This window comes from Actinomyces sp. ICM47 (assembly GCF_905369875.1).
Lineage (GTDB): Bacteria > Actinomycetota > Actinomycetes > Actinomycetales > Actinomycetaceae > Pauljensenia.
Genome location: NZ_CAJPJE010000034.1, coordinates 1 through 25048 on the forward strand (window position 1 = coordinate 1; position 25048 = coordinate 25048).

At 65.1% G+C, this 25048-nt stretch carries 25 protein-coding genes and 1 riboswitch; of the genes, 18 read left to right on the forward strand and 7 right to left on the reverse strand.

Features of this window, described 5'->3' with window-relative positions:
- The first annotated feature begins 3 nt into the window (after nt 1-3).
- The 16 genes from gmk (at nt 4) to QZ149_RS07340 (ending at nt 18289) form a co-directional block, all read left to right on the forward strand.
- Nucleotides 4-561, forward strand: coding sequence for a guanylate kinase (gene gmk / locus QZ149_RS07265; RefSeq protein WP_291450711.1), 558 nt, complete (start codon nt 4-6; stop codon nt 559-561).
- Nucleotides 562-597: 36 nt separating this feature from the next.
- A complete protein-coding gene (gene rpoZ / locus QZ149_RS07270) occupies nt 598-864 on the forward strand; it encodes a DNA-directed RNA polymerase subunit omega (protein ID WP_291450678.1) in 267 nt (88 codons plus the stop codon).
- Nucleotide 865: 1 nt separating this feature from the next.
- On the forward strand, nt 866-2101 hold the full coding sequence (coaBC, locus tag QZ149_RS07275) for a bifunctional phosphopantothenoylcysteine decarboxylase/phosphopantothenate--cysteine ligase CoaBC (RefSeq protein WP_291450679.1): 1236 nt from the start codon (nt 866-868) through the stop codon (nt 2099-2101).
- On the forward strand, nt 2098-3285 hold the full coding sequence (metK, locus tag QZ149_RS07280; protein ID WP_291450680.1) for a methionine adenosyltransferase: 1188 nt from the start codon (nt 2098-2100) through the stop codon (nt 3283-3285). The genes coaBC and metK overlap by 4 nt, the downstream gene beginning before the upstream one ends.
- The gene (locus QZ149_RS07285) at nt 3282-3920 is read left to right on the forward strand and encodes a vitamin K epoxide reductase family protein (RefSeq protein ID WP_291450681.1); all 639 of its coding nucleotides are present in this window, start codon (nt 3282-3284) and stop codon (nt 3918-3920) included. Before metK ends, QZ149_RS07285 begins: the two co-directional genes overlap by 4 nt.
- Nucleotides 3921-3962: 42 nt before the next feature.
- The gene (locus tag QZ149_RS07290) at nt 3963-5945 is read left to right on the forward strand and encodes a primosomal protein N (protein WP_291450684.1); all 1983 of its coding nucleotides are present in this window, start codon (nt 3963-3965) and stop codon (nt 5943-5945) included.
- A gap of 34 nt (nt 5946-5979) precedes the next feature.
- Nucleotides 5980-6924 (forward strand): methionyl-tRNA formyltransferase, encoded by a 945-nt coding sequence (locus tag QZ149_RS07295; RefSeq protein ID WP_291450686.1) that lies wholly within the window; start codon nt 5980-5982, stop codon nt 6922-6924.
- Nucleotides 6921-8393 (forward strand): transcription antitermination factor NusB, encoded by a 1473-nt coding sequence (locus tag QZ149_RS07300; protein ID WP_291450688.1) that lies wholly within the window; start codon nt 6921-6923, stop codon nt 8391-8393. Before QZ149_RS07295 ends, QZ149_RS07300 begins: the two co-directional genes overlap by 4 nt.
- 10 nt (nt 8394-8403) lie before the next feature.
- A complete protein-coding gene (gene rpe, locus QZ149_RS07305) occupies nt 8404-9066 on the forward strand; it encodes a ribulose-phosphate 3-epimerase (protein WP_291450690.1) in 663 nt (220 codons plus the stop codon).
- A gap of 103 nt (nt 9067-9169) precedes the next feature.
- Nucleotides 9170-9298: riboswitch (FMN riboswitch) on the forward strand.
- A 56-nt stretch (nt 9299-9354) separates the two neighbouring features.
- The gene (locus QZ149_RS07310) at nt 9355-10128 is read left to right on the forward strand and encodes an ABC transporter permease (RefSeq protein ID WP_291450691.1); all 774 of its coding nucleotides are present in this window, start codon (nt 9355-9357) and stop codon (nt 10126-10128) included.
- A gap of 11 nt (nt 10129-10139) precedes the next feature.
- On the forward strand, nt 10140-11177 hold the full coding sequence (locus QZ149_RS07315) for an ABC transporter substrate-binding protein (protein WP_291450693.1): 1038 nt from the start codon (nt 10140-10142) through the stop codon (nt 11175-11177).
- 55 nt (nt 11178-11232) lie between these two features.
- On the forward strand, nt 11233-12162 hold the full coding sequence (locus tag QZ149_RS07320) for a WYL domain-containing protein (RefSeq protein ID WP_291450694.1): 930 nt from the start codon (nt 11233-11235) through the stop codon (nt 12160-12162).
- Nucleotides 12155-13090, forward strand: coding sequence for a WYL domain-containing protein (locus tag QZ149_RS07325; protein WP_291450696.1), 936 nt, complete (start codon nt 12155-12157; stop codon nt 13088-13090). Before QZ149_RS07320 ends, QZ149_RS07325 begins: the two co-directional genes overlap by 8 nt.
- The gene (locus QZ149_RS07330) at nt 13087-15852 is read left to right on the forward strand and encodes a DEAD/DEAH box helicase (RefSeq protein ID WP_291450698.1); all 2766 of its coding nucleotides are present in this window, start codon (nt 13087-13089) and stop codon (nt 15850-15852) included. Before QZ149_RS07325 ends, QZ149_RS07330 begins: the two co-directional genes overlap by 4 nt.
- An 18-nt stretch (nt 15853-15870) precedes the next feature.
- Nucleotides 15871-17484 carry an apolipoprotein N-acyltransferase gene (gene lnt / locus QZ149_RS07335; protein ID WP_291450701.1) on the forward strand — a complete coding sequence of 538 codons (1614 nt, stop codon included), beginning with the start codon at nt 15871-15873 and terminating at the stop codon, nt 17482-17484.
- 19 nt (nt 17485-17503) lie between these two features.
- Nucleotides 17504-18289, forward strand: coding sequence for a polyprenol monophosphomannose synthase (locus tag QZ149_RS07340; RefSeq protein ID WP_291450702.1), 786 nt, complete (start codon nt 17504-17506; stop codon nt 18287-18289).
- On the opposite strand, the gene QZ149_RS07345 is transcribed toward QZ149_RS07340, so the two are convergent.
- Nucleotides 18286-18651 (reverse strand): RNA polymerase-binding protein RbpA, encoded by a 366-nt coding sequence (locus tag QZ149_RS07345; protein ID WP_009648188.1) that lies wholly within the window; start codon nt 18649-18651, stop codon nt 18286-18288. The genes QZ149_RS07340 and QZ149_RS07345 overlap by 4 nt on opposite strands.
- 195 nt (nt 18652-18846) lie before the next feature.
- On the opposite strand from QZ149_RS07345, the gene QZ149_RS07350 reads away from it, so the two are divergent.
- Both QZ149_RS07350 and QZ149_RS07355 read left to right on the forward strand, forming a co-directional pair.
- Complete coding sequence (locus QZ149_RS07350; protein WP_291450705.1) at nt 18847-19590, forward strand: phosphatase PAP2 family protein; 744 nt, start codon at nt 18847-18849, stop codon at nt 19588-19590.
- 33 nt (nt 19591-19623) lie between these two features.
- Nucleotides 19624-21138, forward strand: coding sequence for an Hsp70 family protein (locus QZ149_RS07355; RefSeq protein ID WP_291450706.1), 1515 nt, complete (start codon nt 19624-19626; stop codon nt 21136-21138).
- Nucleotides 21139-21257: 119 nt separating this feature from the next.
- On the opposite strand, the gene QZ149_RS07360 is transcribed toward QZ149_RS07355, so the two are convergent.
- The 6 genes from QZ149_RS07360 to QZ149_RS07385 all read right to left on the reverse strand — a co-directional run.
- A complete protein-coding gene (locus QZ149_RS07360) occupies nt 21258-21809 on the reverse strand; it encodes a MerR family transcriptional regulator (RefSeq protein ID WP_291450707.1) in 552 nt (183 codons plus the stop codon).
- Between the two features lie 125 nt (nt 21810-21934).
- A complete protein-coding gene (locus tag QZ149_RS07365; RefSeq protein ID WP_291450708.1) occupies nt 21935-22702 on the reverse strand; it encodes a MerR family transcriptional regulator in 768 nt (255 codons plus the stop codon).
- Nucleotide 22703: 1 nt separating this feature from the next.
- Nucleotides 22704-23138, reverse strand: a complete 435-nt coding sequence (locus tag QZ149_RS07370; protein WP_034505589.1) for an FHA domain-containing protein — start codon at nt 23136-23138, stop codon at nt 22704-22706.
- A 108-nt stretch (nt 23139-23246) separates the two neighbouring features.
- Entirely contained in the window at nt 23247-24083 is an 837-nt protein-coding gene (locus QZ149_RS07375) for a DUF881 domain-containing protein (RefSeq protein ID WP_291450709.1), read from the reverse strand.
- Nucleotide 24084: 1 nt separating this feature from the next.
- A complete protein-coding gene (locus QZ149_RS07380) occupies nt 24085-24417 on the reverse strand; it encodes a small basic family protein (protein ID WP_009648957.1) in 333 nt (110 codons plus the stop codon).
- Nucleotides 24414-25048: DUF881 domain-containing protein (locus QZ149_RS07385; RefSeq protein WP_291450710.1), on the reverse strand; the 635-nt coding region annotated here is incomplete at its 5' end. The genes QZ149_RS07380 and QZ149_RS07385, both read right to left, overlap by 4 nt.

Sequence of the window (25048 nt, forward strand, 5' to 3'; positions counted from 1 at the left end):
GCCATGACACAGGCTCAATTGACAGTGCGTGCTGGCCCGACCGCCGTTGGAAAGGGAACCGTTGTCGCCACTCTCTTGAAGCGCTATCCGCACCTGAGGGTGTCGGTTTCGGCGACGACTCGCAATCCTCGGCCTGGTGAACTGAACGGCGTCCACTACTACTTCGTTTCCCCTAGCGAATTCGATTCCATGATCGAAAGGGGAGAGATGTTGGAGTGGGCGCTTGTTCATGGGAAAAACAAGTACGGTACCCCTCGCGGTCCCGTTGATACGGCTCTGGCAGCCGGAGAACCGGTGTTGCTCGAGATAGACCTCGCGGGTGCACGCCAAGTTCGAGCTAATCGCCCCGACGCCCAGTTTATTTTCCTGGCCCCGCCCTCCTGGGAGGAGCTGGAGCGCCGCCTCGCCGGTCGCGGTACCGAGGGGCCTAAAGAGCGCGAACGTCGACTCGCCACCGCCCGCGTTGAGATGGAGGCCGCCTCCGAGTTCGATCACGTTGTGATCAACGACGATGTCGACCGTGCGGTGAATGAGCTGGCCGGGCTCATTGGCCTGGAGTAATATCTACCTGAATCTGCCACTGAGAGGAAAACACGTATGTCCGGAATTGTTGCCCAGCCCGTGGGTATCACGTCACCGCCCATTGATGATCTGCTGGAGCACGTCGATTCCAAGTACGCACTGGTTATTTTTGCCGCGAAGCGTGCTCGCCAGATTAACTCCTACAACCTACAGCTTCAGCAGAACATGATTCAGTTCGTGGGTCCCGTCGTCGACGTCCAGCCCGACGAGAAGCCGCTGGCCGTGTCTCTGCGCGAGATCAACAAGGGCCTGCTCTCTCTCGAAGCAAACCCCGAGGCCTGACATGGCAACGATCGTCGTCGGGGTGACCGGCGGCGTCGCAGCCTTCAAAGCACCGATCGTGGTCCGCGAGTGTCAACGCGCGGGCCACGACGTGTATGTGGCAGCGACGCGCGCCTCCTTGGAGTTCGTGGGTCGTTCAACTTGGGAGGGGATCACGTCTCGCCCCGTCGCTGTCGAAATTACGGGGGAAGGGCGTGCCGAGCACGTGGAGCTTGCCCGTGTGGCCGACCTGATCATCATCGTTCCAGCGACAGCGAACACCCTCGCCCGGTTGGCCGGAGGCTTTGCCGACGATATGGTGTCGCTGACGGTACTCGCCTCGGACGCGCCGGTCGTCGTAGCACCCGCGATGCATTCGAACATGTGGCTTGCCCCCGCCACCCAAGCGAACGTGGCGACGCTGCGCGGTCGCGGTGTCCACGTCATCGATCCCGCCTCCGGTGCCCTCGGGTCCGGGGACAGCGGTATCGGTCGTCTCCCCGAACCCGAGGAGATCGCACGCCGAGCCCTGGAGGTGCTCGCACGAGCAGAAAAGGCTGACTCCACTCCCATCCTAGATGGGCGGACCGTCGTGGTGACCGCAGGTGGCACCCGCGAACCCATCGATCCGGTACGTTTCCTCGGCAACAAGTCGTCGGGCCGTCAGGGCCTGGCCATCGCTGCAGCCGCCGCGCGCTCGGGAGCCACTGTCCGCCTCATCGCCGCTAACATCGACGATTCCGTCATGGCACTTCTCCCGCCCTCGGTCGAGGTCACGCGGGTGGGCAGCGCGCTCGACATGCGCGAAGCTACAATGACTCAGGTGGTTGGTGCCGATGCCCTGGTCATGACCGCCGCTGTCGCAGATTTCCGCCCACAGTCCGCCCAGGCCTCGAAAATGAAGAAGGACCCGGCGAGGAGCGATGCGCCGGTTCTGCACCTCGTGCGCAACCCCGACATCCTCTTCGAGGTCGGACACAGTAACATTCGTCCGCCCCTCGTTATCGGCTTCGCGGCGGAGACAGGCACGGATGAGGAGATCCTGGCCTACGGCGCTGACAAGGCCGCGCGCAAGGGGGTCGACTTCATCTGCCTGAATCGTGTGGGTGCAACCATCGGCTTCGGCGACGTCCCCAACGACATTCGATTGCTGGATGCGAGCGGGCGCGTCGTGGGGCGTTACACCGGCTCAAAGGATGAGGTTGCGGCAGGTCTTGCCGATCAGATTGCCGCTTTCCTTGATAGCCTTGAGCGGTGAGTCAACAGCTTTTCTCTTCCGAGTCCGTCACCGAAGGTCACCCCGACAAGGTCTGTGACCGTATCTCCGATGCGATCCTCGATGCTCTGCTTGATGTGGATCCCCGCTCGCGCGTTGCTGTCGAGACGATGGCTGCAACCGGTCTCATCCATGTCGCCGGCGAGGTGACCACCGAGGCGTACGTCGAGATCCCCGAGATCGTGCGCCGCGAGATCCTTTCGATCGGATACGACTCCTCACGAGTCGGCTTCGACGGCGCGTCCTGCGGCGTGTCTATCTCCCTTGACGGGCAGAGTCCCGATATTGCGGGCGGCGTTGACGAGGCGCTTGAGGTGCGTGGCACACAGGGCGGCGATCCTCGCGACCGCCTCGGCGCGGGCGACCAGGGCATCATGTTTGGCTACGCTTCCTCCGACACTCCTGACCTCATGCCGGCTCCCATCTGGTTGGCGCACCGCCTGGCCAAGCGCCTGACCGACGTGCGTAAGCAGGGCATCGTCGAGGGGCTGCGCCCCGACGGTAAGACTCAGGTGACTCTCGCCTACGAGGGCGGCCGTCCGGTCGGTATCGACACCATCGTCGTATCGACCCAGCACGACGAGAACCTGACGCAATCCGCCATCGCGGACGCCGTGCGTGCCCACGTCATCGACCCCGTCATTGAGGAGTCCGGGCTGGCTTTGGCTACAGGTGAGATGAAGGCTCTCATTAACCCCTCCGGTCGCTTCGTGCTGGGTGGGCCTGCCGCAGATGCGGGCCTGACGGGTCGCAAGATCATCGTCGACACCTACGGCGGCATGGCCCGCCACGGTGGTGGCGCGTTCTCCGGAAAGGATCCCTCGAAGGTTGATCGCTCCGCGACGTACGCTGCCCGCTGGGTGGCCAAGAACGTCGTGGCTGCGGGTGTCGCCCAGCGCTGCGAGATTCAGCTGGCTTACGCGATTGGACGAGCACGCCCGATCGGCCTGTACGTCGATACCTTCGGCACCGCCACTCTTCCCGAGGAGCGCATCGCCGACGCGATCCGCGAGGTCTTCGACCTACGACCGCTCGGCATGATCGAGGACCTGGACCTGCTGCGCCCGATCTACCGCGAGACGGCAGCCTACGGCCACTTCGGCCGCGAGCAGTTCCCGTGGGAGGCTACCAACCGCGTCGCCGAGCTTCAGACCGCCCTCGCATGAGCACCGCCGCGGAGCAGATCGACGACTACGTACCCTCCTGGGATACTGAGGAGGCGCAGCGGTCGTGGCGTAGGCGTACGAGCCTGGAGATGATCATCTCGGGCTTCATCGGCCTTGTCACCTCCTTCGTTCTGTCGATTGAGGCGTGGCAGCTGGCCGCCGACTCGTCGGCGCGCTTCGGCTGTGACGTCTCCTCCGTGCTCTCGTGCTCGGCGGTCGCCCAGACGTGGCAGGCGCGCATCCTCGGCTTCCCTAATGCGTTCCTTGGCATCTTTTTCGAGGCCGTGGTGCTGGCGATCTCCGTCGCCATTTTCGCAGGGGTGAAGTTTCCCCGCTGGTACATGGCGTGCACGAACCTGCTCTACACGATCGCGCTATTTTTCGCGTTCTGGCTCTTTGGCCAGTCCTACTTCATCATTCAGGTGTTGTGCCCCTGGTGCCTGCTTATCACGCTGACGACCACGCTGGTCTTTGGCGGCATCACGCGGATCAACATCCGCGACGGCGTGATCCCGGCTCCGGCCTCGCTGCGCCGGATCGTCGGTCAGGGGTTGGACTGGGCGCTGTGGGGCCTCATTGTGTTTGGCGTCCTCGCGATGGTCGTCGGCAAGTACGGGTTGAGGCTCCTGGGCTGAGCGCGGGACGCACATGGGCACGGGCTGTGTTTGACTAGGCTCATGATGTCCATGCAAGGAATGCTCGACGGGTTCGACGCGCCTGCCGCGCGCAGTGCCGAGATTGCCCGCGTGATCGTCGACGTCGATCTGGCTCACGTGGATCGCCCGCTCGACTACGTCGTACCGGACGCCCTCGTGGACCAAGCTCAGGTGGGTTCACTGGTGCGCGTGCGATTCTCGGGCAGCCGTGTCGACGGCTGGATCGTCGAGCGCACTCGCCGCGAGGTGGATGATCACGTTGGGCGTGTCGAGTCGGTTGTGTCTGCCACGCCCGTGTTGACCCCCGCACTCTACGAGGCATCGCGCCGTATTGCGTCGCGTTTCTTGGCCACCACCTCCCAGGTTTTCTCACTCGCGTTGCCTCCCCGGCACGCGCGCGCGGAAAGAGAGGAATTGGCGTCGAAGCCCCCCGCGTGGCCCACGATCATCGACAAGTCGTTGGGGGAGGGGTGGCGTGCCTACCCCGCTGGGGCGGCGTTCCTGTCCCGTCTGCGTGTCGGGGAATCTCCGCGCGCCATCGTTACGGCGCTACGCCCTTATCTGCGCGCGTGCCTGTCGGACGCCGTGGCCGCGACCGTGGCCTCGGGACGCGCCGTCATCGTCATGACGCCCACCGGTGAGCATGCCGCTCGTGTTGCACGAGAACTTGAGGAGGATCTTGGTATCCGTGCAGCACTCAGCGGTGGCGAGGTCTCCCCGGAGGAGCGCTACCGCGTGCACATCGCCGCGTCGCTGGGGCGTATCCCCCTCGTCGTGGGGACGCGCTCGGCCGTGTGGGTGCCCGCCACCCCCCTCGGCTTGATTGTTATTCTCGACGACGGGGATGACCGCCTGCGCGAGCGACGCTTCCCCCGGTGCGATGCGCTCGATGTCGCGGTCCAGCGCTGCGCGGTTGAAGGAGCGGGCCTGCTCGTTGCGTCGAACGCGCGCTCGGTGAAAGCTCAGGCTCTCGTGCGCTCCGGGTGGGCGGTGAGCCTCGAGCCCACGCCCGATACCCTGCGCGCGGCCACACCGCGCGTACACCTGCACGGGGAGGCGGAGGCACACAGTGAGGGTGCGGGCGGGCACATGCGTATCCCGCAGGCCGCCCTGCGCATGCTCCGCCAGGGCCTGCACACCGGTCCTATCCTCATCCAGGTCGCAGCTGCCGGATACTGGCCTACTGTCGTGTGTCGGCGCTGCGATCACCTGGTCCGCTGTCCGCATTGCTCCGGTCCACTGTCCATGGATGCGGGTGGGCGCCTGACCTGCGGGTGGTGTGACCGTGAACCCACCTCGTGGAGATGCCCCCAGTGTTCGGGGCGCGAGCTGCGCGGTGCGCGCGTGGGTTCTTCTCGCACCGCCGAGGAGATCGCGCGAAACCTTCCGGACGCCTCCGTCCTCGAGTCGTCCGCGGCTCACCGCATTACGCGCATGCTGCCCGCGCGCCCCACCGTCGTCGTCGCGACTGCGGGTGCCGAGCCGCCTGTCGAGGGAGGGTACACCTGTGCGATCATCCTCGACGCAGCCGCGCTCGCCGGTCGAGCGGAGCTGTGGGCACCCGAGGAGGCAGCCCGCCGGTGGCTCGACGCGCTGTCGCTCGTGCGCCCGGGTCACCCCGGCCTCGTCGTGGGAAGAATTCCCGAGTCCCTGGGACAGATGCTCGTACGCTGGTCTCCGACCGACTACGCCCAGCGCCTCCTCGATGAACGCGAGGCCCTCGGTTTCTTCCCTGCCTGCACGATGGTCGCCCTCGACGGACCCCCTGCGCAGGTGCGTCAAGTCGCCGACCAGGTCGTCCGTGAGGGAGGGGCTGAGCTAGTGGGCACCGTCGCACTTCCGGTCACGCGCGAGGGGGAGGAACGCCAGGTACGTACGCTCGTGCGCACGCCCCTGGCTGATGCGGCCACGATGCTCGCTACGCTCACCGACATCCGCCGCTCGCGCGCCGCACGCAAGGTGACGCCGGTCAAAATGAGCGTGAACCCACCGGAGCTCTTCTAAGTCCGAGACCGCCCGGTGCCGTAAACTGGCGCTCGTGCGCATTATTTTCGCTGGAACCCCCGAAGCCGCAGTCCCGACGCTACGTGCCCTGCTCTCTTCTCCCCACGAGGTCGCCCTGGTCATCACCCGCCCTCCGGCCCGCCGTGGACGTGGCAAGGCCATGTACCCATCCCCGGTCGCCGAGGTCGCCGCGCAGGCCGGTGTGGAGCTGCTCGAGACTACGACGCTGAAGACCCCCGAGATCGGTGAGCGTCTCGCTGAAGTCGGCGCTGACCTCGGCGTCGTCGTGGCCTACGGTGGCCTGGTTCCTCCCGCCGTTCTTGCGATGCCCACCCACGGCTGGGTGAACCTGCATTTTTCCGACCTGCCCCGCTGGCGGGGGGCCGCGCCCGTGCAGTGGGCAATCCGCGAGGGTGACCCCACGACCGCCTCGTGCGTCTTCACCCTCGAGGAGGGCCTGGACACGGGCGACGTTTACTCTCGCGTGGAGGTTCCCATTGGCCGTGAAAGCGCAGGTGAGCTGCTGACGTCGATGGCACAGGCCGGGGCTGGCCAGGTGCTCGCCGTGGTCGATGCGCTCGAGGACGGCAGCGCGACGGCGATCCCTCAGAGCACCGAGGGCATCACGCACGCACGACGCCTTGAGCATGCCGACGGCTACGTGTCTTTCACCCATGATGCCGCGCACGAGGACCGCGTCATCCGATCCGTCACCCCCAACCCGGGGGCCTACACGGTGCTGCCCGGCGGCGCGCGCATGAAGCTCGGCGCGGCCACCCCCGTGGAGCGCGACGATCTGGAGCCGGGCCAGCTGGAGGTCACCAAGAAGCAGGTTACCGTCGGCTGCGCACGCGGCGCGTTGGTCCTCGGGCAGGTTGCCCCCACCGGTAAATCGTGGATGGATGCCGCCGCGTGGGCCAGGGGAGCACGGCCCGATGCCGGGATGCGCCTTGGCGGCGAGCTGGAGGATGCACGATGAGTGAGCGTCGCTATTCCGACGGGTACCGTAAGCTGCGGCGGGCCGACGAACCCCGTCGCATCGCCTACGAGGTGCTTCACGAGGTGGCCACCCAGGGTGCCTTCGCGAACATCGTCTTGCCCAAGGCGCTGCGTCAGGCACGCCGAGAGGGTCACTTCAGTGATCGGGATGCCGCCTTTACCTCCGAGCTCGTGCACGGCACGCTGCGCGCCATCGGTCGCCTCGACTGGGTGATCGCCCGCCACGTGGATCGTCCGCTGGCTGACCTGGATCCGCGTGTTCTGGTCCTGGCTCGCATGGGCGCACACCAGCTCCTCGATATGCGCGTGCCCGACCATGCGGCCGTGTCTGCGACGGTCGACGTCGCGCGCGAGCACCTGACCGATGGTCCGGTTCGCTTCGTCAACGCCGTCCTGCGCTCGATTACCCGCGAGGAGGATGCCGAGCGCGAGGCCGCATTGGCCGCTATCGAAGATGAAGACGAAGCCCTAGGCGTGCGTTACTCGCACCCCACGTGGATGGTCCGTGCCTTCCGCGAGGCTTTGGAGGCGCACGGCTACTCGACCGACGAACTCGAGGATCTTCTCGCCGCCGACAACGAGGTTCCCACGGTCACCCTGGTGGCCCGCCCGGGACTCATGAACGTCGACGAACTGGCAGACGAGGCTGAGGACATCCTGGATACTCGCGTCGCACTCGGCGCGGTCTCCCCGCGCGCTGTCCTGCTCGAGTCGGGTGACCCCGCCCGACTTCCTTCGATCCGCGATGGGCGTTCGGGTGCCCAGGATGAGGGGTCCCAGCTTGCCGCGATGATTGCGGCGCAGGCCCCCGTTAACGGGGGAGAGGACGCCCGCTGGCTCGACCTGTGCGCCGGCCCGGGCGGCAAGGCCGCAATGCTCGCTGGACTGGCTGCTGAGCGTGGAGCACGCGTGACCGCCAACGAGGTTCACCAGCACCGCGCACGCCTCATTGAACGCACGACGCGCCTGTATGAGTCGATCGAGGTCGTCAGCGGCGATGGGCGGACCTTCGGCGGTGGCCAGAGTGCCTGGCCGCTAACGTCCTTCGACCGAGTCGTCGTTGACGCCCCCTGCTCGGGTATGGGGTCGATGCGCCGACGCCCTGAATCCCGATGGAATCGCACGCCCGGTGACGTCGAGGAGCTGACGGTGCTCCAGGCCGAGCTGTTGGACCGCGCGGTCGCCCTCACGCGGCCCGGCGGCGTCCTGACCTACATCACGTGTTCCCCGCACGCGGCCGAAACCCGCGACCAGGTGATCCGTCTCCTGGAGCGTGGCGAGGTTGAACTCCTTGACACCGTTGCCCTGGCTGACGAGTGCGCGCCCTACCCCCTCGAAGTACCACCCGCGGCAGGCCGTATCTCGGGGACGCAGGGATGTACTCTGCAGCTGTGGGACCACCGGTTTGGCACCGATCTTATGTTTGTGGCGTGCCTACGCAAGCGTTAGCATATGCGTTATGAGCGCCACGATTAGCCCGTCGATCCTGAACTGCGATATCGCCGATTTGCGCGGCGAACTCACGAAGATCGCCGGTGCCGACGTCGCCCACGTCGACGTCATGGATAACCATTTCGTGCCCAACCTGTCCTGGGGTCTGCCGGTCGCCGAGGCCGTCGTCAAGTCGGGCATTCTGCCCGTGGACGCCCACCTCATGATTGAGGATCCGGACCGCTGGGCACCGCAGTATGCGGAGGTCGGCTGCCATTCGGTGACGTTCCACGCCGAGGCCGTGGCCGCGCCCCTACGCTTGGCCCGGGAGCTGCACCGTCTGGGAGCGCGGGCCGGCCTGGCCCTCAAGCCGGCGACGGACATCGCTCCCTTCGTCGATATCCTCAATGAGTTCGACATGATCCTCATCATGACGGTCGAGCCGGGATTTGGCGGACAGTCTTTTATCGAGCAGATGATCCCCAAGATTGAGCGCACCCGCGCCGCGATTAACGCTGCCGGACTCGAGGTCTCGATCCAGGTGGACGGCGGTATTTCGCGCGCGACCATCGAGCGCGCAGCGATGGCGGGTGCCGACAATTTTGTCGCGGGTTCGGCCGTCTTCCGTGCGGAGGACGCCCACCGCGAGGTTGAGGCGTTGCGCGAACTCGCTAACGCTCATACGCACTGAGCGCACACCTGTACGGATGAGCGGGACGAGGCCTGGGCTTCGTCCCGCTCTTGTCCTGCGAGCACGTGTCGCACGTGACGGGTGCACGTGGCACAATGGCTGGCGAGTACTCCGGGGTCGGTGAAAGTCCGAACCGGCGGTGATAGTCCGCGACCCGCCCTCACAGATTAGGGCGGTTGAGCCGGTGAAATTCCGGCACCGACGGTTACAGTCCGGATGGGAGGAGTGCATGAGGTGCATCCGTGCGCCTGCTGTGCTACGCGTGCCCCCGGTGTCGGAAAGTTAGTCGTGGCATCTCGGAACAAGCCTCACGGCGCTCTCGCCGTGGCAGCACCGATCATCTTCCTCGCCCTCATGCTGGCAGGGTGGTGGCTCTCGACGACGCTGACCGGCATCGAAGCCTGGCGTCTGCCTACCCCTCAGTCCGTCGTCGCCAAGGGGCGTCTCGTGCTCGCCCTCCCGATGACGTGGGAGAGGGTTCGGATTACGGGTGCTGAGGCCATTGCGGGGTGTCTTCTCGGATCAGCCGTCGCATTGCCGTCGGCCTACGCGATTTACCGCTCGCGGCTGCTGGCCGCTGCGGTCGAACCCTTCCTCGGCGCGACGCAGGCGTTGCCCGCCATCGCTATCGCGCCCATCCTGGTCCTGTGGGTCGGCTATGGCTTTGCCGCCATCGTCGTTCTGTGCGCCCTCATGGTGTTTTTCCCGATCCTCGTCTCCACGGTGGTTGGCCTGCGTCATATTGACCGTGAGTTACTTGAAGCCGCCGCGCTCGATGGGGCCACGGGGTGGTCGATGGCCTGGCACATGGAGCTGCCCCTCGCCGCGCCCGCCATTTTGGGTGGCCTGCGCAACGGCTTCGCGCTGTCGGTCACGGGTGCGGTCGTGGGGGAGATGGTCATGGGCGGAACCGGCCTCGGGCAGGTACTCACTCAAATGAGAAACAACGTCGACACCGCCGGGATGTTCGTCATCATCATCATTTTGTGCACGATGGCGACCCTCCTTTACACGATCGTGTACCGGATCGAGCGGTCCAAGCGTTACGACATCACGCAGTGAAGGAGAACCCCTTGAACACGTCTCACGCTCTTCGCCTCGTTGCCCTCGGCGCGTGCGCCTCGCTTGCCTTGGCGGCGTGCGCCCCCGGTGGGTCGGCCACTCAGTCGGGTTCCAAGGACGCCTCGAACGTCACGATCGGCCTGACCTACATTCCCAATATTCAGTTCTCGCCCGTGTACGTGGCCGACGCGCAGGGCATGTACAACGAGGCGGGTATCGACGCGACGATCCGCCACCACGGTTCGCACGAGGGCTTCTTCACGGCGCTCCTGGCCGGCGAGGAGGACGTGGTGATTGCCTCTGGTGACGAGGCCGTCGCGGCCGCCGCACAGGGCCTGGACATCGTCTCGATCGGTCAGTACTACGCCTCCTACCCAGGGACGGTCATCGTCCCGGCGAGCTCTGAGATTACGACGCTGGCTGACCTGAAGGGGAAGACGGTCGGTATCCCCGGCGAGCACGGTGCGAATTACTACGCGACGCGCTCGGCCATGCAGGAGGCTGGCCTGGCCGAGTCGGACGTGACGATTTCGCCGATCGGCTACACGCAGCAGGCCGCTATCGCATCGGGTCAGGTTGACGCGGTCGTCGGCTTCACCAACAACGATGCCGTTCAGATGCGCCTGGCTGGTCTGGAGATTCGCGAGATCCCGCTCGATCCTTCCCACACTCCGCTCGTGAGTGCCTCGATCATCACGACGCACAAGTGGGCGCATGCACACCCCGAGCAGGCGCGCGCCGTCGTGAAGGCGACGACCGACGCAATGAACGCGATTGCGGCTGACCCGCAGATCGCTATCGATGCCACGAAGCCCTGGGATGACTCGCTTGCGAGCGAGGACTCCCTGGCTGCCGCAAACGCGGTGCTCGCGGCGACTGTGCCCCTGTGGCTGGGCACGTCCGGTCACGCGACCGGCATGCAGGACCTGACCACGTGGGCGCAGATGGTGACCTTCCTGGACTCGCTCGGTGAGCTGGAAGGCCCAGTGGATCCCACGTCGGTGGCAACGAATGACTACGTGAGTCCCGCCGAGGAACCGCAGTCCTGACTCCTGGCGGTGAGCCATCCCGAAGGACGCGCACGTTTGGACGTAGGGTAGGCGGGTGAATACCGCCCCTGCCGCGAACGTGCGCGTCCTTGAGCTTTTTGTCGAGCTCCTCGGTGCCCAACCGGGACGCACGAAGGCCCAGCTGCGCGCACTTCCTGGCTATCGAGGCCTCGCCGATGATGCCTTCGAGACTCAGTTTCAGCGTGATAAGGATGCGCTGCGCGACGCTGGTGTGCTGCTGAGGATCGGGCGAGGGGAGCACTACAGCATCGACCGGGATTCTCTTGCCCCCGACATCGAGGTGGGGGCCACGGATCGCGCGCTACTCTCGCTTGCGGCGCGCGCGTGGGACCGCGGGGACGTTCTGGCCGCTTCTATTGATGCCAAGGCGGCAGCATCCTCGGAGGAGGAGGTGTCCGCGCCCGTGATCCGGCTCGGTTTGACGGGGCTAGAAGCCGCGACTGCTTTCGCGCGCGGGATCCGCGAGCGCCGCGTCGTCAGCTTTGAATATCCGGGGTCGGGGGGTTTGACGCAGCGTGCGGTGGATCCGTGGGCGCTGACCGTGCAGGGGCGGGCGCTGTACCTGTGGGGGTGGGACTTAGATCGGTGCGCGCAGCGCACGTTCCGTGTTTCGAGGGTGCGCTCGGGTGTGGAGTTCCTGGGGGAGAGCGGCGATGCGTCGGTCGCGCCCTCAGGTTCGGCCCCGCGTGTCTCGTCGCTGGTGTCTCCGCTCGTGTGGGTGCGCTCAGGCAGCGCGGCGCGTTCGCTGCTCCTCGGGTACGAGGCCGTGGCTGAGGCTGTCGATGAGCGTTCTCCACGGGAGGGCTGGGAGTCCATGGCGTTGGAGGATGGCGAGCTGGGCACGTGGATTGCCCGCCTGCTGCCGGTGGCTGCCGACGTTGTCGTGGTGGGCCCCAAGGTGCTTCGAGAGGCGATGTTGGAGCGTTTGCGCGCGGCGGCCGCCTGGGGAGGTGGCGATGCCTGAGAATGTGTCCCTTGCTGTCGTGCGTCTGTCCTCAATGGTTGCGTGGATTGCCGAGCATCCCGGCGTGCACGTGGATGATATAGGCGCACATTTTGGCCGCACGCGCCGCCAGGTACGCCGCGACATTGAGTACTTGGCATCGGTCGGTGATTCTCTGCCCGGTGAGTCTTTCGAGGTGGACTGGGGACTTTTCGAGGAGGAGCAGCGCGTGTCGCTGCGCTCAACGTTGGGCGCGAGTACGCCCTTGCGTCTGTCCGAGGTTGAGGCTCAGGCTCTCCTGATTGGACTCTCGGCGATCGCGCCGCTTCTGGCGCCGGACGTGGCCGCGCACTTGCCTCACGCTGCCCTCGTCGTCTCCGCGCTGGGTGGGCTGGGGGAGGCGGGCGGCTCGGGCACGATTGACGCGTCGCCCGCGTCGGCCTCGTCAAGGAACGTGGAGGCGCTGCGTGATGCCCTGGAGCGGCGTGAGCGCGTGTCATTCGACTACGTGTCGACCCGCGGCCAGGTCTCGCATCGCGTCGTTGACCTGTGGTCGTTGGAGGCCTCGGCGACGGGCTGGCTGCTGCGCGGCTGGTGTGATACGGCCCGCGCTCCGCGCACCTTCGCGGTGACGTCAATCTCGGATGTGAGGGTGAATGGCCCGCGCCTGCAGGCACCGCGCCGGGTGCGCGACGACGCACCCGCGTGGAGGCTCGACGTGGATCGCCCGGCCCGCTGGATCGCTGACGAGTACGGTGGCACCATTGTCGCTGAGCTGAGCGAGGGCGGAGCGCGCATCGACGTACCCGTATGGAACGACGAGTGGGGCTTGAGCCTCCTCACTGACATCGCAGCCCACGTGCGCGCGGTTTCTCCCGACCGCCGGGCCGAGGCCGGGGCACGTGCCCGCTCCATCATCGACGTGTGGACCCAGGAGGACCAATCGTGAGCCCGAAACGACGCCGACACCGCGCCACCGACAAACGGGTCGAACGCACCGAGGAGCGCACGAGCGTCGGCGAGGGCAGTGCGGCCCAGCGCTACGCTGCCTTTCAGGAGCACGCCCGCGCGGCCTCATCCCTGCGCGGACGCTGGGTGGCGGGACTGAGCTTTACTCCCGATCCCTTCCAACTTGACGCGCTCGACGCCGTCGAGGCGGGCAACTCCGTCCTGGTGGCGGCACCCACGGGCGCGGGCAAGACTATCGTCGGCCAGTTCGGTGCCTACGTGGCCCTGCAGCGCGGCATGCGCGCCTTCTACACGACGCCCATCAAGGCGCTGTCCAACCAGAAGTACCTTGAATTGTGCGACCTCTACGGGGCGGACAACGTCGGCCTGGCGACCGGCGACACGTCGATTAACTCCAAAGCTCCGGTCGTCGTCATGACGACCGAGGTGTGCCGCAACATGATCTACGCGGGGGCACCCCTGGATGACCTGGGTGTCGTTGTCCTCGACGAGGTGCACTACCTGGCCGACAAGATGCGCGGACCTGTGTGGGAAGAGGTGATCATTCACCTGCCCGCGCACGTGTCGATCATTGCTCTGTCGGCGACCGTGTCGAACGCGGAGGAGTTCGGCGCGTGGATCCGCGGGGTGCGCTCATCCTGCGAGATCATTGTCTCGGAGCAACGCCCGGTGCCCCTCTACCAGCACATGATCGTCGGGGAGGACATCTTCGACCTATACGCGCCGACCGGCAAGCGCAAGCTCAACCCCGAGCTGGTGGCCGCTACGAACGACTCGAGGATGCGCGGCGGGCGCGGATCTCGCTCGTGGAATCGACCCGTGCGCGTGCGCCGGGAGTCGCGTCCTTCCACGCTCATCTCGCTGGATCGCGCCCACCTGCTGCCCGCGATCACCTTCATCTTTTCGCGCGCGGGTTGCGAGGACGCCGTGCGCCAAGTGCTGCTCACGCGGATCACGCTGACGACGCGCTCGGAGGCGGCCGAGATCGAACGCTACGTCGACGAGGTCATCGCTCTGATCGCCCCCGAGGATGCCGTCGTGCTCGGTGTTGACGCTTGGAAGCGTGGCCTTATGCGCGGCATCGCCGCCCACCACGCCGGCATGTTGCCCCTCATGAAGGAGGCCGTCGAGCACCTGTTCTCCCAGGGGCTGGTCAAGATGGTCTACGCGACCGAGACACTGGCCCTGGGTATCAACATGCCTGCGCGCACCGTCGTCATCGAATCGCTGACGAAGTGGAACGGATCGGCGCACGTGTCGCTCTCCGCCGGCGAGTTTACGCAGCTGTCAGGACGCGCGGGACGCCGAGGCATCGACACCGAGGGGCACGCTGTCGTCTCCCACCGCGGGGGAGTGGCACCCGAGGAGGTCGCGGCGCTCGCGTCCAAACGTACCTATCCGCTGATCTCTGCGTTCACGCCGACCTACAACATGGTCGTCAACCTGCTGGCCCGATCAACGCGCACGCAGACCCGAAAGGTCTTGGAGTCCTCGTTCGCACAGTTTCAGGCTGACTCGGCCGTTGTGCAGCTGGCCACGCGTCTGACCGACCTCGAGGCACAGCAGCGCTCAACCGCCGACGACCTGACCTGTTCCGCGGGCGATGTCGGCGAGTACCTCATACTGCGTGATCGCATCAGCCAGGCTGAAAAGTCGGGCGCGCGCGCCCGTAAGCGCGAGACGCGCGACGAGTCTCGTCGGGTGCTTGCGGGCGTACGCCCGGGAGATGTGCTCGCCATGATCCGCGGGCGTAAGACGCGCTTGTGCGTCGTCGGCGCGAAAGCGACGTCCGCTTCGGGCCGCGTCGAGGTCTCCGTCATTGCCGAGGACGCCACCTGGCGGGCGCTGGCTCCGGAGGACGTGCGCGGCGGTATCGCCATCGTCGGACACATGTCGATCCCCGGCGGTTCGGCCCTGCGCCGCACGAAGGAACGTACCCGCATCGCCGGAGAGTTGCGCTCGGGCGCGGCCAAGGGGCAATACCCGCTGCCCGCCCAGGCCTCGGGTGAGGCGGACACGATCGGGGAGCTGCGCGCGGCCATGCGTACCCACCCCGTGCACCGCTGCCCTCACCGCGAGGAGCATGCGCGTGCGGGTGCCCAGTGGGCGCGCTTGGGGCGCGAGATCGATCTTCTGCGCCGCTCCATCGACTCCCAGACGGGTTCGGTGGCAGCCCACTTTGACCGTGTGTGCGCGGTCCTCGAGCGCCTCGGTTTTCTGGACGGCGACCGGGTGACGGCGTCGGGGGAGAGGCTGCGTCGCATTTTCGGCGAGCGTGACCTGGTGATCGCGATGTCACTCAACGAGGGCGCGTGGAACGACCTGGACGAGGCCGAGCTTGCCTCGATGGTCTCCGCCCTGGTGTACGACTCTCGCAGTGACGACGACGCCAACGAGCTGGCCCCCACCGGTGTCGGCATCCGTCTGCGCACGGCGTGGGAAGAATCCTTGGGGACGCTCGCGCGCGTGCACCGCGTAGAGAAGCAGTGCGGGTGCGACCCGACGCCGTCCTTGGATGCGGGACTCATGTCTGCGACACTCGCGTGGGCGCACGGCTCGACGCTGGCCACCGCCATCGATGGGGCTGATATTCAGGCTGGTGACTTCGTGCGCTGGATGCGCCAGGTTATGGATTGCCTGGGACAGATCGCCTCCGCTGCGCCCGCGAGCGATCTCGCACGTCGGGCCGAGGCCGCCAAGGATCGCATCGGTCGCGGTATCGTGGCCTGGTCCACCATTTGACACTCCGGGGAGGTAGGCATGGGGCATCGGGAGATTTTGCACCGAGTGTCGTTCGCACATGTGTGCGGGGATGCGTTGATCGGAGCCTCCGCTGGCCTGGCCCTGTACTCCGCTTTCCCGCCGATCGGGTGGTGGTGGATGACGATCCCAGCGCTGGCCCTGTTCATCTCCCGCATCGACGAGGCCCGGGCTCCTCGCGCGCTCACCGTGACGGTCGCGTTCGGGATGAGCATGTGGCTGCCTCTTATCGACTGGGTCCCCATGGCCGTGGGCATGAAGCCAGCGTGGTTTGTCCTTGCCTTCGCTCAAACGCTCTTCCTGTGCGGCTGGGTCCTGTTTACGCGGTGGACGCAGCTGTGGTCATGGGCGCGCGGCCCACTCATGCAAGCGCTCCTCTATGCGATCACGTGGGCGGGCGTGGATGCCGCTCGTTCGCGCTGGCCGTGGTCGGGCTTCCCCTGGGGGTCCGTGGCTCTGCCGCAGGTGGATTCGTCACTGGGGCACCTGGCACCCTATGGTGGGACGACCGTCGTGACAGCCGCCGTCGTATTCCTGGCGGTTCTGACCCGGCGCATGTTCGCCTACCGCGACGCAGCCGTGCGGCGTGAACATTGGTTTTCTCGCCCGTTTCTGGCCGTCCTCGTACTCGCTGGTGTTATCGCACCCCTGGCGATCCCGCTGTCGAACAAGGCCGAGGAGGGCTACCTGCGCGTCGGCGTCGTTCAGGGTGACATCGCTCTGCCGGGTCCGCGGGCCTACAGCCACCCGGGCGAGGTGACGAGCAATAACATGCGGGCTTCGCTCAGCCTGGCAGCCGATCCTGCGGTCATCGACAAACCGATCGACGTGGCCCTATGGGGCGAAGGATCGGTGGATCGTGATCCCGTTACCTTCGCCGATATCGGATCCATCGTTGATAAGGCGGCAGTGGCCCTGGATGCGCCGATCCTTATCGGTTACACGAACCTCAACGACCGTGACCGCGTGAAGAATTGGCTTGCGATCTGGCGCCCGGGCGTGGGAATCGACGAGAAAGCACGCTACTCCAAGCACGTGCCCGTGCCCTTCGGTGAGTTCATTCCCTTCCGCGAGTTCATCGCGTCCTTCGCCACCGAAGCCGCCCAGTCCGCCAAGGACATGGAGGCCGGGGATGAAACCCCGCTCATGAGGGTGCCTGCTCGCGACGGGCGCCGGGTTCCCGTGGCCGTCGGTATCTGTTTCGAGGGTGCCTATCCCTCGGTTATCGGCGAGGGCGTAGCCCGCGGTGGACAGATGATTGTCACGCCGTCGAATAACTATCACTTCCGTTCCTCCGGCGAGTCTGCCCAGCAGGGCCAGCTGCTGCGCATGCGGGCGATGGAGTATTCACGCAGCGCCGTCCAGTCATCAACGACCGGTCATTCCTATGTGATCCGCCCCGATGGAAGTGTGCTCGCTTCTACGGACACGGAGTCTGTGGCGACGCTGGTCGCCGATATGCCGCTGCGTTCCTCGCTCACCGTGACCGCCCGGGCGGGGGAGACGATCCCCTTCGCGTTCATGGGACTCAGCCTGCTGATCGCTGTCTCGGGATGGGTGAGCGCGATCCGGTGGGGCATCGCCGAACGTGCAGCACGTGCGACCACTCGTTAAAACAGGCAGAATGTGGCTCATGACTACAAAGCAGCGTCTTTCTCCGTCACCCCAAGGCGACAACACCCTTATTGTGATCCCCACCTACAACGAGATGTCGACGCTGCCGACGATCCTGGAGGAGATCTGGACCCACGTTCCGGCCGCGCACGTTCTCATCGTCGACGACTCCTCGCCGGACGGCACGGGGGAGTGGGTCGACGAGCGCCGCGCGGGGGAGGAACGACTGTTCGTCCTGCACCGGCCCGCTAAGTCAGGACTGGCCACCGCCTACGTCGATGGCATGGGCTGGGGCATCGAGCATGGATATCCGTTTATCCTCCAGATGGACGCAGACGGCTCGCACCGCCCGGTAGATCTGCCCAAACTTCTGTCCCGTATGGGCGGGCCGGATCGTCCGGACCTCGTCATCGGCTCGCGCTGGGTGCGCGGCGGCCAGGTGAATGGCTGGTCGGCCAAGCGCGTCGCTCTGTCAAAGGCGGGCAATTATTATGTCCGTTTTTGTATGGGGACACCCGTACGCGATGCGACAGCAGGGCTGCGGGTGCACCGTTCGTCCTTCCTGTCGACGCATGGCATCCTGGGGCGCGTGAAGACGACCGGCTTCGGCTTCCAGGTGGAGATGACGGAGCTCGAGCGCTCACTGGGGGCGACGATTGTCGAGGTGCCGATCACCTTTGATGAGCGCATGGCGGGCGAATCGAAGCTCGACTCGTCGATTTTCGTCGAGGAGCTGGCGATGGTCACAAAAGGCGGCCTGAGTCGTCTGGCTCAGGCCGCGCGTTCGCTGTTTCGCAGGGATTAGCCCTTGCGGTAGGACCCCTCGGGGCGCAAGCGACCCTCACGGTAGGCGGTCAGTTGCTCGGTCAAGACGATCTCGAGTTCCTCGATGGAGCGGCGCTCCAGCAGCATGTCCCAGTGCGTACGCTGAGGCTTGACGGGCTTGTTATCCTCATCTTCCTCAGTTTCGCCGATAAGTTCGGCGGTTTGGCCACACTTGCATTCCCAGGTCGCCGGAGCCGTGGCTTCGCTGGAGAGTGTCACCTCGAACTCGTGTCCATTCGGGCACGCGTAACGAACAATGAAACGATCGGCGAAAACGACGCCGTCCTCGGACTCGAGGGACTTGGCACCGATCTGCATGCCACGCAGTGCGCGGTCAGCCATAACAGCCTCCTGGACGTAGATAAGAAACGTGCCCATTCTATCGGACGCGTCAAGCGGAATACTGCGCCATCCCACCCATTCTATCGGACGCGTCAAGCGGAATACTGCGCCATCCCACCCCAACGATCCGATAATGTATATTATGTCCGATTAGCTCCCCTGGTCCCTCGACGCGCACGCGCTAGAGTTACGATCATGACTACGGACCATCACACACAGCAAACGGCGAGACATCCCGTGCAGGAAGTATTGGTCCTCACCCTCGCCTGCCTGACCTATTCCGTTCTCTCATTCCTGGCGCGAGCCAGCGAGAGCGTCGCAGTTGCACACGCGCGCGACGTCGTCTCCACTGAGCGCTCACTCGGCATTGACATTGAGTCGCCCGTGAACTCATGGCTTACAACCCACCCAATGCTCGCCTCACTGGCGTCCATGCAATACGCTATGACGTTCTTTCTCTTCACCGGGCTTACATTGCTCGCCCTGTGGGTCCGTTCTCCGCAGTACTATTCACGTGCCCGCTGGACGCTCGTCGTCATGACACTGGGCGCGCTTATCACCTACTGGACCTACCCACTTGCTCCCCCACGCCTCGTTCCCGAGTTCGGTATCACGGATGCGGTCGCCCAGCACACCTCCGTATATTCTCACCTCTTCGGCACCCTCGCCAACCCCTACGGAGCCATGCCATCAATGCATACGGGCTGGTCGGTCTGGGTAGCTTGCATGCTCGGAACTTACGTGTGGCGCTCATGGTGGGCGCGTCTCATCGTAATTTTTCATCCAATTTTGACCATCATGACGATTATCGCAACGGGTAACCATTATGTAGTTGACGCTATCGCCGGAACGGCGTATTTTCTGGTCGCATGGACCTTAGTCACAATTATACAGCGTACGTTACTGAAAAACGTGCGAAGCACCGGCGAGACGTTCTAGGAGAGGCTGACAATGCGCGATAGGGTTAATCCTATGAGACTCGGAGTAGATTTTGGTACCACGACAACCGCGATTGCTATTGTTGATCGGGGGAACTACCCCATCGTCTCTTTCGTGAACAACCGCGAGGATACGGTGGACTTCATTCCGTCAATCCTCGCGTTGGACGGCGATCATCTCGTCTACGGCTTTGACGCCGAGGATGCTGCCCGCGAGGGTGCGCCCCACCTGCGCTCCTTCAAGCGCCTGCTGTCGGATCCGTCGGTTACCGACACATCCACACTGCGCCTGGGCAACCACAGCATCTCCGTGCTCGACGCGCTCACCGGCTTCCTGACGTATGTCGCGCGCACGGTGCGCACGAACTCGTCGGTTGCCTCCGTGCCCGCCTCGGAGAAGCTTGAGGCTCTCGTCGGCATTCCCGCGCACGCCTGGTCTGCGCAGCGCTTCCTGACCCTCGAGGCGTTCCGCCGTGCAGGCTGGGACGTCCTCGCGATGGTCAACGAACCCTCCGCTGCGGGCTTCGAGTACACGCACCGCCACGCGGGTACCCTGAACTCGAAGCGCACCGCGATCCTCGTCTACGACCTCGGCGGCGGTACCTTCGACGCCTCTATCGTGTCGGCCACCGGCACACTGCACGAGGTCCTGGGATCGCGCGGCCTGAACCTGGTCGGCGGTGATGATTTCGACGTCATCTTGGCGAACCGTCTCGCAGCAGCGGCGGGCACTGACTCCGGTTTGCTCGGAGACGCCGCGTGGGAACGCCTCATCGAGGACGCTCGCTCCGCCAAGGAGGCCCTCTCCCCCTCGTCGAAGTTCATTACCGTACCCGTCAACGGCGAACCCACGACGATCCCCGTCGCGGACTTCTATGACGCCGCAACACCGCTCGTGAATGCAACGGTCGAAGCCATGGAACCCCTGCTCGTCCCCGATGCCTCCGGGGTCGGTCAGCTCGGCGGTGACGTCGCAGGCCTGTACGTCGTGGGCGGCGGCTCCCAGCTGCCGCTCGTCGCGCGCATCCTGCGCGCCCGCTTCGGTCGCCGCGTCCACCGCTCTCCGCACACGGCAGCCTCGACTGCCATCGGCCTGGCCATCGGTGCCGATCCCGAAGCCGCCTACACGGTGCGTGAGCAGCTCTCGCGCGGCGTCGGCGTGTTCCGTGAGCGCGACAGTGGCTCCTTCATCTCCTTCGACACGCTGCTCGAACCCAACACGGAGCTTGCTCCCGGCGAGACGCTGACGATTAAGCGCTGCTACCGAGCGGCGCATAACATCGGCTACTTCCGCTTCGTCGAGTACTCGTCGTTCGACGAGTCCTGGGTGCCCCGCGGCGACCTGCAGCCCTGCGGTGAAGTCATCTTCCCCTTCGATCAGAGCCTGCGCCGCAGCGACGTGGACCTTGAATCGATCGAGGTTGTGCGCACCGAGGAAGGACCTCTCATCGAGGAGTCTTACATTGTCGACGAGCACGGCATGGTGACGGTCGAGATCACCGACCTGGATACCGCCTACACGATTCGCCGCCCGCTGGGCCGCAAGTAGGCGTCTTTCCCCACCAACAAGCAAAGGCTGTGGGCCAGGCATCAAGCCGGCCCACAGCCTTTATGTCATGACCGTTGCGCGGTGCATACCCTTACCCTTGCTCGCGCGACACCTCGCGCTCAGGAGGCGGTGCGCTTGACGTGACGACGCACAGCCAAATCATCGACGTAGGCACCGTCGGGACGCTCGAGCGGCAACTTAGCGAGAGACCCCTCGACCTCACGCCAGACGCGTCCCACAGCGATACCGAAAACGCCCTGACCGCCCTGTAGAAGATCAATGACCTCGTCGGTCGATGTGCACTCGTAGACGGAGGCTCCATCGCTCATAAGGGTGATCGACGCCAGGTCGTCCACTCCCCTGTTCTGCAGGGAGCCGACGGCCACGCGCACCTGCTGCAGAGATACGCCTGCGTCCAGGAGCTTCTTCACGATCTTCAGAACCAGGATGTCTCGGAACGAGTAGAGGCGCTGAGATCCAGAGCCGCGCGCTGCACGGATCGAGGGCTGGAGCAAACCGGTGCGAGCCCAGTAATCCAGCTGGCGATAGGTGATGCCAGCGGCGCTGCACGCGATGGGTCCGCGATAGCCGACCTCGTCCGTTTCAATGCCCTCAAGCGGGTCGCCGAAAAGCATGCCTTGCCGAGATACGGCGTTGGCTTGTGCGCTCACTGTGGGGCTCCTTGACGTTGGGTATGGATGAGAACAGGACTACGGTAGTGCACCGACGATGGGTGGTCAACGACCCTCCCGGCGCGTCTAACCTTGAGGTTAAAGATGGAGATTAACGATGAGAGTCAGATCCCCTCATCGGACAGCGCCGACACTGCCACCGTCAGCATTTCGCGATGCAGCTCAGCGAATAAATCGCCCAGCTCAATCGCCCGTGCACGTGCCCGCTCGCGGTCAGCGCCACGGCCTCGTCCCCTCTGGGAGGACACCGTCTGGTCGATGATATCTGCGCTGCGCTCCGCACCCTGACGAACGGCGCGCAAGACACGCACGTCAACGCCCGCACACTCCAGGCGCGCAATCGCAGTGACAGCGTGAACACACCGGGCCGAGAAATACCCCGCCAAGTCCGGGGTGATCAGGCCGAGGCGAGAATAGCGTTCAAGCGTGTCCATATCGACACCCGTCAGGTCAGCTAGATCGCTGGCCGGAATCGCGCGGCGCCCGCCCAAAGACACGGTATGCCCCTCGGAGGATACGACCTGAGCGACGCGACGACGTGTGGGCATGTGGCCAGCGTCAAGGGCATCAAGCTGCGAGCGGATCACGCTTAGAGGAGTGAACGAGTCACGCTGCTCAGCCAGGACGTAGCGAAGACGCTCCACGTCTGCGGCGGAGTACTTGCGGTAGCCCGCCCCCGTGCGCGCAGGGTTCACGAGTCCCTCGCTCTCTAGATAGCGGACTTTCGACAGGGAGATCGCGGGGAATTCTTCCGCCAACTCCTCAACGACGCGCCCGATCGACAGCTCAGGGGAATGATCGGCGTCGTGAGGCCACGACGACACGCCCGCAGTGGGGCGCGCGTCGCGGATACGAGCAGCCGATCCTGTCACGTCAGGCCTGCTTGGTCGACGGCTGATAGGTCAGGCGATACTTGCCGATCTGAACCTCGTCGCCTGCACGCAGCTCGACGGAGTCAACGCGCTCACGATTGACGTAGGTGCCGTTGAGTGACCCCGAATCGCGCACGATGTGGCGACCGTTCGAGGCGATGAACTGGCAGTGCTTACGCGACACGGTCACATCATCGAGGAAGATATCGGCTCGGGGCGAGCGACCGGCGTTCGTCACATCGGGGTCGAGGAGGAAACGGGCACCCGTGTTGGGACCACGCTGAACGATCAGCAGGGCCGATCCAGCGGGCAGCGCCTCAACAGCCTCACGATCACGGGCAGAGAGAGCAACCGGGGCCTCCTCGACGTCATCCGTGAGGGGCATCAGGCCGAAAACGGACGTTGCTGTAGGGTCAAAAGGCTGGTTGTCGGACATGGTGCGCTCCAAAGGTCTCATAACGGGACTGTCATATAAGTGTAAACGTTCACCATCCCGCAAGCACGGGCACGGTGACCTCCGCATTCATTATAGGCCGGGGGGCGTTTATTCATAGGTTGCGTACTGAGCCGGTCGCGGCGTGGCGAGGGAGTGAATCGTCACCGAATCGGTCGGGGTGATTGTCACCACGGCCCCCTTTGCGCGCATCTGTGAGGCGGAACCCGCCTGAATTTCCAGCGCGGTGGAAATCGTCTGAGACTCACCAATGATCGTCCACGTGTATGGTGCCGTGATCGGGGTGCCATCGACAATGATTCCACCCGCCTGACCGGTGAAAGCCGAGCGCATCGTGAGGCGCACACCATTCAGATCGATGGCCTCGGCACCGGCATTACGCAACTCCCCCAGCGTCATGACAAACTGGGTGGGGCTGAGGGAAGCGCCGGGATCCGCGACTGAGATAGTCACCCCCGGTCCCTGGACAGCAACCGTGCCCGCAGCGATCTGAGCCTGCAACGCTGCTTTCGCGGACGCCTGCTCGCGCGCGTCCGCCTCGCTAGCAGCGCTCTGGAGATCATCGAGTTCGCCGGCGAGTTCAGCGCGCCTACCCTGCAGGTTCTGCTCCTGGCTGCCCAGTTCGTCCAGGAGGGTGACGAGGTCCTGCTCGGAGAGCCCCTCAAGGGGGTCGGAATGCTGGGCACGTACCTGTGTTGCCAGGGCGAAACCGAGGATCATAAAAATGATGAGTATGACGATGTGCAGGCCGCGCGGCAGAGCGAAGAAGGCTTCTCGTGCGCGCGCCCAGAGTCCGGGTCCCGCGTGGGGCTCGCGGTGATCGGAGCGCTTGTGGGTGGCGGTAGCCGTTTCGAACGAGGCCTCGGCGAGGCTCTCTGGCGCGGCATCATCGGCTACGGGGATCGCACGGGGCGTCTGGTCGCTCATATCAGGCCTTCAGCAGGAGTCGGCGGATGGATGCGGTATTGGAGAAGATACGAATGCCCAGGACCACAACGACGGCGGTTGTCATAGCTGATCCCACGCCCAGCTGAGAACCGAGGAACACCAGGAGGCAGGCAACAACAACGTTCCAGAAGAAGGACGTGACGAACACACGGTCCGCGAACCTTCCTTCGAGCCACGCGCGCCCCGCGCCGAACAGTGCGTCCAAGCCTGCGACAACGGCAACGGGTAGGAAGGGCGCAAGCCAGGCGGGAACGGTGGGGTCAAGCAGGATACCCAGGACGATTCCGATGATCAATCCGATGACGGCAATCACGATGTGGCTCCTTCGGTCGAAGCGGTGAGAAGTGTGGCGTATTGGGGGGCGGTCGGGGCGAGCGCGTCCATCGAGAGAGAAGGCGCAACCTTTGTGGAGACGGTCATGCCGGTCACCGATTGGGCTGCGGACAGATAGTCGCCCGTGTTGCCGCGTACGAGGGCGACGGACAGCGCGTTCGAGTCCCCGATGGCGCTGACGACGTAGGGGGAGGACACGGGCGTGATGTTCACCAGGATAACGGAACCCGCCGTGCGCACGAAGGTGGTCGGTCCGATCCGCTGCCCGTTGATCGACACCGCTTCAGCACCAGCACCCCACATGGCGTTGACGACCATAGCCAGGTCCTGGTCGCGCACGGCACCGCTCCTCTTGCCGGGCGTGGCTCGGTCCGTCAGGGTCACGGTGATGCCGGGGCCGCTCACGGCGCTCGACCCAGTCGCCAGAGCAAGAGCATGGTCGGTCTGTGTGGTCGGCCCGGAGCGAGAGTATCCGTCGATCGCACGCCCGAGGGACTGCACCTCGTCGTCCAGGGTCGCGACCTGAGCGGAGCGCTGCGCCGCCTGATGCTTGAGGTCAGCCTTGACGTCCCCGACGGGGGTACGCAGGGAGACGGTGGCCACGACGGATC